At 73.6% G+C, this 12,276-nt stretch carries 12 protein-coding genes and 1 pseudogene; 6 read left to right on the top strand and 7 right to left on the bottom strand.

The window, feature by feature from the left end; all coding sequences use genetic code 11:
- Positions 1-161: 161 nt before the first annotated feature.
- The 5 genes from BU198_RS05825 to BU198_RS05805 form a co-directional block, all read right to left on the bottom strand.
- Positions 162-1,589, bottom strand: coding sequence for an HD-GYP domain-containing protein (locus tag BU198_RS05825; protein WP_317619983.1), 1,428 nt, complete (start codon positions 1,587-1,589; stop codon positions 162-164).
- Positions 1,590-1,985: 396 nt separating this feature from the next.
- Positions 1,986-2,396: a mycothiol system anti-sigma-R factor gene (rsrA, locus tag BU198_RS05820; protein ID WP_188295762.1), complete on the bottom strand. Its 411-nt coding sequence runs from the start codon at positions 2,394-2,396 to the stop codon at positions 1,986-1,988.
- Entirely contained in the window at positions 2,393-3,250 is an 858-nt protein-coding gene (locus BU198_RS05815; protein WP_317619982.1) for a sigma-70 family RNA polymerase sigma factor, read from the bottom strand. The genes rsrA and BU198_RS05815 overlap by 4 nt, the downstream gene beginning before the upstream one ends.
- A 167-nt stretch (positions 3,251-3,417) precedes the next feature.
- Positions 3,418-4,098, bottom strand: coding sequence for an alpha/beta family hydrolase (locus tag BU198_RS05810; RefSeq protein WP_188295761.1), 681 nt, complete (start codon positions 4,096-4,098; stop codon positions 3,418-3,420).
- Positions 4,099-4,168: 70 nt separating this feature from the next.
- Positions 4,169-4,921 (bottom strand): SOS response-associated peptidase, encoded by a 753-nt coding sequence (locus tag BU198_RS05805; protein ID WP_188295760.1) that lies wholly within the window; start codon positions 4,919-4,921, stop codon positions 4,169-4,171.
- Between the two features lie 152 nt (positions 4,922-5,073).
- Here BU198_RS05805 and BU198_RS05800 point away from each other — a divergent pair, with 152 nt between their 5' ends.
- The 5 genes from BU198_RS05800 to hisN all read left to right on the top strand — a co-directional run bounded on the left by BU198_RS05800 (position 5,074) and on the right by hisN (position 9,641).
- Positions 5,074-5,799, top strand: a complete 726-nt coding sequence (locus BU198_RS05800) for a M50 family metallopeptidase (RefSeq protein ID WP_188295759.1) — start codon at positions 5,074-5,076, stop codon at positions 5,797-5,799.
- Positions 5,800-5,899: 100 nt separating this feature from the next.
- Positions 5,900-7,231, top strand: a complete 1,332-nt coding sequence (gene aroA / locus BU198_RS05795) for a 3-phosphoshikimate 1-carboxyvinyltransferase (protein ID WP_188295758.1) — start codon at positions 5,900-5,902, stop codon at positions 7,229-7,231.
- A gap of 15 nt (positions 7,232-7,246) precedes the next feature.
- Positions 7,247-8,299 carry a ribosome small subunit-dependent GTPase A gene (rsgA, locus tag BU198_RS05790; protein ID WP_188295757.1) on the top strand — a complete coding sequence of 351 codons (1,053 nt, stop codon included), beginning with the start codon at positions 7,247-7,249 and terminating at the stop codon, positions 8,297-8,299.
- A gap of 108 nt (positions 8,300-8,407) precedes the next feature.
- Positions 8,408-8,731 carry a DMT family transporter gene (locus BU198_RS05785; RefSeq protein WP_188295756.1) on the top strand — a complete coding sequence of 108 codons (324 nt, stop codon included), beginning with the start codon at positions 8,408-8,410 and terminating at the stop codon, positions 8,729-8,731.
- 112 nt (positions 8,732-8,843) lie between these two features.
- Complete coding sequence (hisN, locus tag BU198_RS05780) at positions 8,844-9,641, top strand: histidinol-phosphatase (protein ID WP_188295755.1); 798 nt, start codon at positions 8,844-8,846, stop codon at positions 9,639-9,641.
- Positions 9,642-9,708: 67 nt separating this feature from the next.
- Here hisN and BU198_RS05775 read toward each other — a convergent pair whose 3' ends face one another.
- Positions 9,709-11,184, bottom strand: coding sequence for a catalase (locus BU198_RS05775; protein ID WP_188295754.1), 1,476 nt, complete (start codon positions 11,182-11,184; stop codon positions 9,709-9,711).
- 103 nt (positions 11,185-11,287) lie between these two features.
- On the opposite strand from BU198_RS05775, the gene BU198_RS05770 reads away from it, so the two are divergent.
- Entirely contained in the window at positions 11,288-11,701 is a 414-nt protein-coding gene (locus tag BU198_RS05770; RefSeq protein ID WP_188295753.1) for a Fur family transcriptional regulator, read from the top strand.
- A gap of 88 nt (positions 11,702-11,789) precedes the next feature.
- On the opposite strand, the pseudogene BU198_RS05765 reads toward BU198_RS05770, so the two are convergent.
- Positions 11,790-12,276 (bottom strand): annotated as a pseudogene (locus BU198_RS05765) (sel1 repeat family protein); the annotation flags it as partial.

The raw sequence follows: 12,276 nt of genomic DNA, 5'->3' as shown, positions 1-12,276 counted from the left end.
CGCGCGCGCGGTGCGCCCGCAGGGCGTGCGGCCGAGGGCCACCCGCCGCAGGGCCCGGCGCCCGGCCGGCCCGGATCCGGGCACCACCCACCCGAGCGCCGTACGGCCGGAAGCCCTGAGCCCCGAAGAGACGGCTCCGGGGACCGCCCGTCCGGGGGCCCTCACGGCTGCCCGGCCGCGGGGACGTTCCCGCCCTGGGGCGGCACCCGGCCCGGCGCCGCCCTGGCCGGCTCGGGCACCCCGAGCGGGATGTCGGGCACCGCCTCGATGCAGTCCTCGGAGTGCACCACCGGCCGCCAGTCGTGCCCGGCCAGCGCGCCGATCAGCGCCCGCACCATCACCGGGTCGAACTGGCTGCCCGAGCAGCGCTCCAGCTCCGCCACCGCCTCGCTGACCGGCCGGCCGCGCCGGTAGGAGCGGGTGGAGGTCATCGAGTCGAAGGCGTCGGCGACCGAGATGATCCGGGCGAACTCGGGGATCCGGTCGCCGGCCAGCCCGCTCGGGTAGCCCCGGCCGTCCATCCGCTCGTGGTGGTGCAGGATCCCCGCGTGCGCCTCGCCGAGGAAGTCGATCCCGCGCACCAGCTCGTACCCGTACACCGGGTGGATCTCCACCGCCCGGCGCTCCGCCTCGGTCAGGGGACCGTTTCTGCGCAGCAGCTCGGTGGCCACCCCGAGCTTGCCGACGTCGTGCAGGATTCCGGCGAAGCGCAGGGTGCGCAGCCGCTCGGCCTCCATGCCGAGCTGAGTGGCGATCAGCACCGAGGCCCGACCGACCCGTTCGCTGTGGCCCCGGGTGTAGGAGTCCTTGATCTCCACGGCCTGCACCAGCGCCTGCACGGTGGCCTGGTGGGCGTCCCGCTCGCGCTGGCCCTGGGCGAACACCCAGGCCGAAATGGACAGCGGCAGCAGCGCCAGCAGGGCCGCGAACGCGCCGTACGGGCCCTGCCAGAGCACCGCGACCATCAGTCCGCCGGCCGCGTGCACCAGCACCGGCAGCCCGCACACCGAGTGCGCCCCGCGCAGCAGCACCCAGACCTTGCGGCCCTCGGTGAGCATCCGCATGACGCCCACCACCACCCCGTTGACCAGGCAGAACACCGCGACGGCGGCGAACCCGGGCAGTAGCGCGGCGGGGAAGCGGGAGCCGAGCAGCAGCTGCGGGCCGTACAGCAGGTGGAAGGCGACCGAGGAGGCGAAGGCGCACAGCGCGAGCTGGGAGCCGTTGAACAGCTGTCGCGGGCGGCAGCCGCGCCCGCTCGGGCCGCCGAGCAGCGCGGCCGGAGCGGCCACCAGGGCGGCGGCGGCCGGCGGCAGCATCAGCACCCCGGCGAACAGCACCGGGAAGAAGGCGTTCACCCCGGGCCTGGCGGGCGTCCGCTCGGGCAGCGCCGGCCGGCGCAGCAGCCTGCGCACCAGCACCAGGCAGGGTGTGGGCAGGCCCTGGGCCAGTGACTCCCAGCAGCCGTGCAGGAAGGCCAGCAGTCCGACCTTGGGCCAGTCCACCGGCCCGCCGAGCCAGCCCGGCACTCCGTGGGCGGCCGGCAGCAGCGGCACCAGACAGCACAGCGCCGCCACCGGGACGGCCACCAGGTAGCGCGCCGCCCCTCGCGGCAGGGTCGCGCCTCCACAGTCGGTAGCGATCTCGACCTCCCCGCCGTACGGACCGGTGTTGCCTCAGCGCGCCGGGCGAACCGACGGTGAGCGTCCGTCAGGAGGATAGGCCGCCACCCGGGCGTGGGGACGCATGATGGCGCAATGGCGCAGTTGGCGCATCGCCAACTCACTCGAACGAGTGACGGCGCATGTGCGCAGAACAGGAGCGACCCCGGGAGCGCACACTCCCGGGGCCACTGGACACCTTGATCCGCACCGTCCGACGACCTGCCCGGACCTCCCGACAACCTGTCCGAACCGCCCGACAATCCGTCCGAACCGCCCGACCCGCCGTCACCGACGGGCCGGCACACGCCTACCGTCGGCCGGTCACTCCGCCTGGGCGCCGGCCTCGACCGGCGCGCCCGGGCGCCCGGGCGCTTCCCCCGCGGCCGCCCCGCCCGGCCTGGGCGCCGGCCTGGCCGCCTCGGCGTGCAGCTCGACGGTGGTCTCCACCGCGACCACCACCTGCTCGCCGTTGCGCTGCCCCGACCGGATCGAGTCGATCCTGGCCAGCACCTTGCTGCGCAGGTCGGCCGGGGTGTCGTCGCACCCGCAGGAACGCTTGATCAGCGCCTTGATCGCCTGCTCCAGGCCGTACTGCTTCAGGCAGGGCGAGCACTCCTCGAAGTGCACGCGCAACTTGACGCAGTCGCCTTCGGTCATCTCGTTGTCGAGGAATTCATAGAGGTGGTCGAGGACCTCGCCACACTCGGTTTCGTGCGGATCGCCGCAGCTCATGAGCCCGAGCCCTTCGCTTCCTGCCCTGCCCCGCTGCCGGCCGGGACGAGCCCGCGCTCACGGGCGTAGTCCTCCAGCATGCCGCGCAGCTGACGGCGGCCGCGGTGCAGCCGGGACATCACCGTACCGATGGGAGTACCCATGATGTCCGCGATCTCCTTGTACGCAAAGCCTTCTACGTCCGCGAGATAGACCGCGATCCGGAATTCCTCCGGGATCGCCTGGAGCGCGTCCTTCACATCACTGTCGGGGAGGTGGTCGAGCGCCTGGGTCTCGGCCGAGCGCAGACCCGTCGACATGTGCGACTCGGCCCTGGCCAGCTGCCAGTCCTCGATCTCCTCCGCCGCGGTGCGCTGGGGCTCCCGCTGCTTCTTGCGGTACGAGTTGATGAACGTGTTGGTGAGGATGCGGTACAGCCAGGCCTTGAGGTTCGTGCCCTCGCGGAACTGGTGGAAGGACGCGTACGCCTTGGCGAACGCCTCCTGGAGCAGGTCCTCCGCGTCGGCCGGGTTGCGCGTCATGCGCAGCGCCGCCGAGTACATCGGATCCAGGTAGCCCAGGGCGTCGCGCTCGAAGCGCTCCCGCCGGGTCTCCTCGCTCTCCTCCGCCGACACCCGGTAGGTGTCCTCACCGATCGCCTCGGCCAGCTCCTCACCGGTGAGCGCCTCGCCCGTGGGCATGGCGTCGCCCGGGCCACGGCCCGGATCGGCCTCGTGCTCGGTCCCGACGACCGGACCCACCTCCTCGGCATGACGGGCACGGCCCACGGCGGGCCGCCCAGAAATGGAGGATATCGGGCTGACGGGCTTCTCGCCCGCGTCGAACCACTCCGGCCAGGAGGGGGCGAACGCCACAGCAGCCTCTCGCTCCTCAGGCCGTTCGGGGCACGCGATCGAACCCATCTGCCCTGCCTCTCACCGGTGACTCGTGCTGACGGAGACGACAACCACCCGCACCCCGCGCACATTCCCGCTCACGGAGACCATTCACTCGCACGAGTGAGCGAACGGCGACGCTCCGCTCACCGGTCCCCGACCAGGGCCAGCACCCAGTCCCCCACCGCGGCGCAGATCAGGTCCAGCACCTCGTCCTGCCCCACCGGCGCCCGCTTGGGCACCTCGAAACCGTGGCTGCCGTACGGCACCGCCACCAGCTCGTGCCCCGCGGGCAGCCCGGGGAACTCCGCCGGCCCGCCGAACGGGTCCGCCGCGCTCTGCACCACCAGCGTCGGCAGCCCCGACTCCAGCAGCTCGTCGGCCCGGCTCTTCTCCGGCCTGCCATGGGCCCCTCCTCCGCGATGGCGGGCGGAGGAGGGAGGGTGCAGCGGGAACGCCAGCGCCACCACCCCCACCGCCCCGGTCGCCGCGCCCGTCCGGCAGGCCACCCGCGCCCCGGCGCTGCGCCCGCCCACCACCAGCGGCAGCCCCTGCCCGGCCAGCCTCCCGGCCACCGGCCGCCAGCCGAGGTCCAGCGTCCTCGGCGCCGGCCCCAGCCTCTTCCCGGCCACCCGCCAGGGCTGCTCGACCAGCGCCACGGTGATCCCCCTGGCCGGCAGCTTCCCGGCCAGCGCCACCAGGTCCCTGGCCTCGATCCCGCCGCCCGCGCCGTGGCCGAGCGCCAGCACGGCCACCGGCTTCGCGGCCCGGTGGTAGCTGATCCGGGCCTCCCCGGCCTCGGTGGGGACCAGCTCGGTGGTGCTCATCTCGGCGTCTCCAGGAACCTTCGGAACAGGGCAGAACAGAACAGGGCAGGACGGGGCAGGACAGGGCAGGTCAGAACAAGGTGGTCTCGTACTCGGCCTCGGCCCACGGCTCCTTGAGCCCCGGGCCGTTGTTGCGGATGCTGCCGACCGCCGGCGAGACCGGGGTGGCCAGCAGCGCGCCCGGCGGCGGGGGTATCAGCAGCCGGCGCACCTCGTCCGGGTCGGTCAGCCCCGGGTCCAGCCACGCGTCCCAGTCCTGCCGGTCCAGGAACAGCGGCATCCGCTCGTGGATCGGCGCCAGCACCTCCTCGGCGTCCGTGGTGACGATCGTGAACGTCACCAGCCAGGCCTCCGGGTGCCCGGGCGGCACCGTCCGGTTGCGCCAGAACTCGTACAGCCCGGCCAGCGCCAGCGGGGCGCCGTCCGCCCGGGAGACGAAGTACGGCTTCTTGCGCGCCTTGCCGCGCTCCCCCGGCACCGTCTGCCACTCGTAGTAGCCGTCCACCGGCAGGATGCACCGGCGGGCGGCGAAGGCCTGCCGGTACGAGGGCTTCTCGTGCACCGTGTCCGACCGGGCGTTGATCATCTTCACCGCCGTCTCGGCGGAGTTCGACCACTGCGGCACCAGCCCCCAGCGCAGCACCCGCAGCTGCCGCACCGGGCGGGGCCGCTCCCTGCCCAGCCGCTCCAGCACCACGAACGCGCCGTCGGTCGGCGCGACGTTCCAGTTCGGGTCCAGGGTCTCCTCCGGGTCCCAGTGCTCGACGTCGAACAGCTCGACGACGTCCTCGGGCTTGCTGCTGGCTGAGAACCGACCGCACATGCGGGCCAGCTTGCCATGCCACCGGCCCCCGGGACTTCCTCGTCCCCGCGCCGGAACCGCCCGCTCCCGCCCGCCCGTCCCCGCATGGGAGGCTGCCCCGAACGGCCCAACGGGACGGGCCCGGTACGACGGACGGAGGCGGAGAGGCACCGATGAACACGAACGACCACACCTTCGGCGACCTGTGGAACCAGGTCACCGGCACCCAGAGCACCCCGCCCGGCTGGCTGGTCCTGGCCACCGGGGCCGTCGCCCTGCTCACCGTCCTGGCCCGCCCGCTCTGGCACGTCGCCCGCAACGCCGTGACCATCGCCCACGAGGGCGGCCACGGACTGGTCGCCCTGGTCACCGGCCGCAAGCTGGCCGGCATCAGGCTGCACTCCGACACCTCGGGGCTCACCCTCTCCTACGGCCGCCCCACCGGCCCCGGCATGGTCCTCACCGCCGCCTCCGGCTACACCGCCCCCGCCCTGCTCGGCCTCGGCTGCGCCGCCCTGCTCGCCACCGACCGGATCACCCTGCTGCTCTGGCTGGCGATCGTGCTGCTGCTCGCCCTGCTGCTGCGCATCCGCAACGCCTTCGGCTTCCTCACCGTGCTGGCCTCCGGCACCGCCTTCTTCCTGGTCTCCTGGTTCGGCAGCGCCGAGGTCCAGGCCGGCTTCGCGTACCTCGGCTGCTGGTTCCTGCTGTTCGGCGCGGTCCGTCCCGTCCTGGAACTCCAGCACCAGCGCAGGATCGGCTGGGCCCGCGACTCCGACGCCGACCAGCTCGCCCGGCTCACCCACGTCCCCGCGCTCGCCTGGGTCACCGTCTTCCTGCTCGTCGCCCTGGCCTGCCTCGGGCTCGGCGCCTCCTGGCTGCTCCAGCCACTGTCCTAGCCGGTCCGCGCACCGCGCGGCCCCGAGCCGTCCCGCACCGGCCGCCCGCACCCACGCCCGCACGCGGAATCCGTTCCGGCACGGCCCCTAGACTTGCCCCATGACCGAGACCCCGTGGCCCGCTCCCGTCGCCACCAGCCCCGTCGACGCCACCGTCAGCATCCCCGGCTCCAAGTCGGTCACCAACCGGGCCCTGGTCCTGGCGGCACTCGCCGACGGTCCCGGCTGGGTGCGCCGCCCGCTGCGCAGCCGCGACTCCCAGCTGATGGCCGACGGCCTGCGCGCCCTCGGGGTCACCATCGAGGAGAAGGTCAACAACGACTCCGGCGGCACCGGCGGCGGCGAGGCCTGGCGGGTCATCCCCGCCCCCGCGCTGCTCGGCCCCGCCTCCGTCGACGTCGGCAACGCCGGCACCGTGATGCGCTTCCTGCCCCCGCTCGCCGTCCTCGCCGACGGCCCGGTGCACTTCGACGGCGACCCGCGCTGCCGCGAGCGCCCCCAGCACGGCGTGATCAACGCCCTGCGCGCGCTCGGCGCCCGGATCGACGACGAGGGCCGCGGCGCCTTCCCGCTCACCGTGCACGGCACCGGCTCGCTGGACGGCGGCCCGGTCGAGCTGGACGCCTCCTCCTCGTCCCAGTTCGTCTCCGCGCTGCTGCTCTCCGGCGCCCGCTACAACCACGGCATCGAGGTCCGCCACGTCGGCGGCCCGGTCCCGTCGCTGCCGCACATCCGGATGACGGTGGAGATGCTGCGCCTGGCCGGCGCCCAGGTCGACGCCCCCGAGGACGGCGGCGAGAAGGACGTCTGGCGGGTCACCCCCGGCGCCCTGATCGGCCGCGACATGGTGGTCGAGCCCGACCTCTCCAACGCCGCCCCGTTCTTCGCCGCCGCCCTGGTCACCGGCGGCCGGGTCACCGTGCGGGACTGGCCCGCGCACACCACCCAGCCCGGCGACCAGCTGCGCGAGATCTACACCCGGATGGGTGGCGCCTGCGAGTTCACCGACGAGGGCCTCCAGTTCACCGGCACCGGCCGGATCCACGGCATCGAGGCCGACCTGCACGACGTCGGCGAGCTCACCCCGGTGATCGCCGCCGTCGCCGCGCTCGCCGACTCCGAGTCCCACCTGTACGGCATCGCCCACCTGCGCCTGCACGAGACCGACCGGCTCGCCGCGCTCGCCAAGGAGATCAACGACCTGGGCGGCGACGTCAGCGAGACCGAGGACGGCCTGCGGATCCGCCCGCGCCCGCTGCGCGGCGGCGTCTTCCACACCTACGAGGACCACCGCCTCGCCACCGCCGCCGCCGTCATCGGCCTCGCCGTGCCCGGCGTCGGGGTCGAGAACGTGGCCACCACCGCCAAGACCCTGCCCGACTTCCCCGGGATGTGGGCCGAGCTGCTCGGCGGAGCGGCGGCGGACGCCTGAGCGGAGACTGAGCACATGCGCCGCTACGGCAAGGACGCCGACGAGGACGACATCCGCAACCGCCCCGCCCGCCGGGGCTCCCGGCCGCGGACCCGGATCAGGCCCAAACACGAGGACGCCGCCGAGGCGATGGTGCTGACCGTCGACCGCGGCCGGATCACCTGCCTGGTCGATCCGGGGACGAAGCAGGAGCACGAGGTCGTCGCCATGAAGGCCCGCGAGCTGGGCCGCAAGGGCGTCGTCGTCGGCGACGTGGTCAACCTGGTCGGCGACCTCTCCGGGGACGCCGACACCCTGGCCCGGATCGTCCGGGTCGAGGAGCGCGGCTCGGTGCTGCGACGCACCGCGGACGACGACGACCCGTACGAGCGGATCGTCGTCGCCAACGCCGACCAGCTGGCCATCGTCACCGCCCTGGCCGACCCCGAGCCGCGCCCCCGGCTGATCGACCGCTGCCTGGTGGCCGCCTACGACGCGGGCATGGAACCGCTGCTGGTGCTCACCAAGTCCGACCTCGCCCCGGCCTCGATCCTGCTGGACTCCTACGCCTCGCTCGGCATCACGTACGTGGTCACCCGCCGCGACGAGCTGGAGACCACCGGCGCCGAGGCCGTCCGCCAGCACCTGCGCGGGCTGTCCACGGTGTTCATCGGCCACTCCGGCGTCGGCAAGACCACCCTGGTCAACGCGCTCGTCCCGGACCGCAGGCGGCAGACCGGGCACGTCAACGCGGTCACCGGCCGCGGCCGGCACACCACCGTCTCCGCCCTGGCGCTGCGGCTGCCCCCGCCGCCCGGTGCCAAGCCCGGCTCGAAGAAGGCGCTGGACCCCGGCTGGGTGATCGACACCCCCGGCTTCCGCTCCTTCGGCCTCTCCCACATCGACCCGTCCCGGGTCATCCTGGCCTTCCCCGACCTGGAGCCCGGCACCGTCGACTGCCCCCGCGCGTGCAGCCACGACGAGCCGGACTGCGCGCTGGACGCCTGGGTCGCCGAGGGCCACGCCGAGGCCGCCCGGCTCTACTCGCTGCGCCGGCTGCTGGCCAGCAAGGAGGGCGAGGTCGAGTAGGACGCGGAGCCGGTGGCCCGTTCGAGGTGTCGGAGCGGGCCCGCCTGGCGATCATAGGAAAGTCGGGCCGTTCACGTCCCGACCCTCGATCGACAGGGAGGGCACCCGATGGCATGGGCCCTGGTGGTCCTGGCCGGCCTGCTGGAGACCGGCTTCGCGATCAACCTCAAGCTCAGCGAGGGCTTCACCAAGCTCTGGCCCACCATCAGCTTCTGCGTGTTCGCCCTCGGCAGCTTCGGCCTGCTCACGCTCTCGCTGAAGACCCTGCCGGTCGGGCCCGCCTACGCGGTGTGGACGGGCATCGGCGCGGCCGGCACCGCGATCTACGGCATGGTCTTCCTGAACGAGACCAGCTCGGTGCTCAAGCTGGTCTCGATCTCCCTGGTGATCGCCGGCGTCATCGGCCTCCAGCTCAGCGGCACCGCGCACTGAGCGGCCGCGCGCCCGCGCCCGCTCCGTCCGCCCCCGGGCCGCGCCGGTCCGCTCCGTACCGCTCCGCGAGCCCGGCTGTGCCGATCGGGGGAGGCTCGCTAGGGTTTCGGACATGGCCGATTACCACGACGACCTCCGACTCGCCCATGTCCTCGCCGACTCGGCCGACTCGGTCACCCTGGAGCGCTTCCGCGCCCTCGACCTGAAGGTCGAGACCAAGCCCGACCTCACCCCGGTGAGCGACGCCGACAAGGCCACCGAGGAACTCGTGCGCAGCGTGCTCCAGCGCGCCCGCCCGCGGGACGCCGTCCTCGGCGAGGAGTTCGGCCTCCAGGGCTCGGGCCCGCGCCGCTGGGTGATCGATCCGATCGACGGCACCAAGAACTACATCCGCGGGGTCCCGGTCTGGGCCACCCTGATCGCCCTGCTGGAGGACGGCCCGGACGGCGTCGAGCGCCCGGTGGTCGGCATCGTCTCCGCCCCCGCGCTCCAGCGCCGCTGGTGGGCGGCCAAGGGTCTCGGCGCGTTCGGCGGCCGCAGCCTGGCCAAGGCCTCCCGGCTGCACGTCTCCGGCGTCTCCCGGATCGAGGACGCGTCCTTCTCGTACTCCTCGCTCTCCGGCTGGGAGGAGCGCGGCCGCCTCGACCCGTTCCTGGACCTCACCCGGGCCTGCTGGCGCACCCGCGCCTACGGCGACTTCTGGTCCTACATGATGGTCGCCGAGGGCGCCGTCGACATCGCCGCCGAGCCCGAGCTGTCGCTGTGGGACATGGCGGCCAACTGCGTCATCGTCGAGGAGGCCGGCGGCCGCTTCACCGGCCTGGACGGCGTCCCCGGCCCCGGCGGCGCCGACGCCGTCGCCTCCAACGGCCTGCTGCACGAGGAGGCCCTGCGCCGGCTGAGCGTCTGAGCGTGGTCGCGGCCCCCGCGACCGGTGTGAACCGGTCGCGGGGGCCGCCGTCCTGCCGGGCCCGGTGCTACTGCTTGCGCAGCTCCCGGACCGCCGCGTCCAGCCGCTGCCCGTAGTCGGCGTCGGCCTTGCGGAAGTTGTCGACCGCCCGCTCCACGATGTCCTCGCGGTCGGCCGAGACCTTGGCGATGAAGCCCGCCAGGTTGGCGATCAGGCGCTGCTTCTCCTCCTCGGAGAACAGCCGGTACAGGGTGCCCGCCTGCACGAAGTCGTCGTCCTCGGCGTGCGAGGGCGCCACGTGGTTGCCGGTGAGGCCGTCGACGGCGGTCGCGGCCCACAGCGGACGGCCGGTCTGCACCGGGCCGCCGAAGCTGTTCGGCTCGTAGTTCTTCTGCCGGCCGTGGCGGCCGTCGTACAGGTGGCCGTCCCGGCTGTTGGTGCGGGCCTCGGTGGCGTGCGGACGATTCACCGGCAGGTGGTCGGCGTTGATGCCGACCCGGTAGCGGTGGGCGTCGGCGTAGGCGAACAGCCGGCCCTGGAGCATCTTGTCGGGGGACGGGCCGATGCCGGGCACGAAGTGCGCCGGGGAGAAGACCGACTGCTCGACCTCGGCGAAGACGTTGTCGGGGTTGCGGTTGAGCTCCAGCCGGCCGATCTCGATCGGCGGGTAGTCGGCGTGCGGCCAGACCTTGGTCAGGTCGAAGGGGTTGAAGCGGTACTGCGCCGCGTCGGCCGCCGGCATGATCTGGACCTGCACCGTCCAGCTGGGGAAGTCGCCCTGCTCGATCGAGCTGCGCAGGTCCCGCTGGTGACTGTCCGGGTCCTCGCCGGCGAGGGTGTTGGCCTCGGCCTGGGTGAGGTTGCGGATGCCCTGGTCGGTCTTGAAGTGGTACTTGACCCAGAAGTGCTCGCCGGCCTCGTTCTGCCACTGGTAGGTGTGCGAGCCGTAGCCGTTCATGTGCCGGTACGAGGCCGGGATGCCGCGGTCGCCGAACAGCCAGGTCACCTGGTGGGTGGCCTCGGGCGACAGGCCCCAGAAGTCCCAGACGTTGTCCGCCTCCTGCGAGCCGCTGTACGGGTCGCGCTTCTGGGTGTGGATGAAGTCGGGGAACTTGACGGCGTCCTTGATGAAGAACACCGGGGTGTTGTTGCCGACGAGGTCGTAGTTGCCCTCCTCGGTGTAGAACTTCAGCGCGAAGCCGCGCGGGTCGCGCACCGCGTCGGCCGCGCCGAGGTTGCCCGCCACGGTGGAGAAGCGCAGGAAGACCTCGGTCTGCCTGCCGACCTCGGACAGGAACGCCGCCCGGGTCCACGGGGTCACGTCGGCGGTCACCGTGAAGGTGCCGTACGCGCCCGCGCCGCGGGCGTGCACCACGCGCTCCGGGATCCGCTCCCGGTTGAAGTGCGCGAGCTTCTCGAACAGCAGCTGGTCCTGGATGAGCGCCGGGCCGCCGACGCCCGCCGTCTCGGTGTTCTGGTTGTCGGCGACGGGGGCACCCGCCTCCGTGGTCAGGGTGGGGCGCTGCTCGTCCTGGATCGTCATGGGAGTGCCTCCGCGGTGTCCGGTCGTGATGACACGATCCTAACTTGGACTTTGTCCAAGTCAACACTGGAACCAATCTCAGAGTCTGACCTACTCTGGATGCATGAGTGACCTGCTGGAGAGACTGCGCGCAAGAGGCTGGCGGCTGACCTCGCAGCGCCGGGTCGTGGCCGAGGCCCTGGACGGCGACCACGTCCACCTCACCGCGGACGAGGTGCACGCCCGCGCGGCGGCCCGGCTGCCGGAGATCAGCCGCGCCACCGTCTACAACGCGCTCGGCGAACTGGTCGCCCTCGGCGAGGTCCTGGAGGTCGCCACCGACGGCCGCGCCAAGCGCTACGACCCCAACGCGCACCGCGCCCACCAGCACCTGGTCTGCTCGGGCTGCGGTGCGATCCGCGACGTCCACCCGCACGGCGACCCGCTCGCCGCCCTGCCCGGCGCCGAGCGGCACGGCTTCGCCGTCACCGCCGCCGAGGTCACCTACCGCGGGCTGTGCCCGAACTGCCGCGGGTAGCCGACCGGTTGCCCGGCCGGGACGCGCCCCGCGCGCTCAGCTCCGCACTCGGCTCGCCCTACCCGCTCAGCTCCGCACGCGGCGCGCCCTACGCGCTCAGCTCCGCGCTCAGCGCGCCCAGCAGCCGTCCGGCCCGCTCCGCCACCTCGGCCGGCCCGTAGTCGATCGCCCGCCGGCACCAGTTCTCCGCCTGCATCGGCTCTCCCCGGCGCAGCGCCAGCAGGGCCAGCCGCAGCGCCGCCCGGCCGTGCCCGGCGTCGGCGGCCCGGGTGTACCAGAGCATCGCCTCGGCCTCGCTGTCCTGCCGGGCCAGCAGCAGCCCCAGGTTGAACGCGGCGCTGCGGCTGCCCGCCTCGGCCGCCCGCCGGTACCAGCTCTCGGCGATCTCCAGCGCCCCGCGCTCGGCCGCCCGCACGCCCATCCGCACCTGCGCGCGCCGGTGCCCGGCGTCCGCCGCCAGCGCGTACCAGTGCTCGGCCTCGGCGTCCGCGTCGCCGCGCCGGTCCAGCAGCGAGGCCAGCCGGAACGCGCCCTCCGCCGAGCCGCCGGCCGCCGCCTGCCGGTAACGCTCCAGC

Source organism: Streptomyces sp. CBMA156, from assembly GCF_014596515.1.
Classification (GTDB): Bacteria; Actinomycetota; Actinomycetes; order Streptomycetales; family Streptomycetaceae; genus Kitasatospora.
This window is presented reverse-complemented; position numbering and strand designations above follow the sequence as displayed.

Excerpts from the sequence above, each read along its gene's own strand:
- rsrA (WP_188295762.1), bottom strand. The coding sequence starts at position 2,396 with ATGAGCTGCGGCGATCCGCACGAAACCGAGTGTGGCGAGGTCCTCGAC.
- BU198_RS05810 (WP_188295761.1), bottom strand. The coding sequence starts at position 4,098 with ATGAGCACCACCGAGCTGGTCCCCACCGAGGCCGGGGAGGCCCGGATC.
- BU198_RS05805 (WP_188295760.1), bottom strand. The coding sequence starts at position 4,921 with ATGTGCGGTCGGTTCTCAGCCAGCAGCAAGCCCGAGGACGTCGTCGAG.
- BU198_RS05800 (WP_188295759.1), top strand. The coding sequence starts at position 5,074 with ATGAACACGAACGACCACACCTTCGGCGACCTGTGGAACCAGGTCACC.
- aroA (WP_188295758.1), top strand. The coding sequence starts at position 5,900 with ATGACCGAGACCCCGTGGCCCGCTCCCGTCGCCACCAGCCCCGTCGAC.
- rsgA (WP_188295757.1), top strand. The coding sequence starts at position 7,247 with ATGCGCCGCTACGGCAAGGACGCCGACGAGGACGACATCCGCAACCGC.
- BU198_RS05785 (WP_188295756.1), top strand. The coding sequence starts at position 8,408 with ATGGCATGGGCCCTGGTGGTCCTGGCCGGCCTGCTGGAGACCGGCTTC.
- hisN (WP_188295755.1), top strand. The coding sequence starts at position 8,844 with ATGGCCGATTACCACGACGACCTCCGACTCGCCCATGTCCTCGCCGAC.
- BU198_RS05775 (WP_188295754.1), bottom strand. The coding sequence starts at position 11,184 with ATGACGATCCAGGACGAGCAGCGCCCCACCCTGACCACGGAGGCGGGT.
- BU198_RS05770 (WP_188295753.1), top strand. The coding sequence starts at position 11,288 with ATGAGTGACCTGCTGGAGAGACTGCGCGCAAGAGGCTGGCGGCTGACC.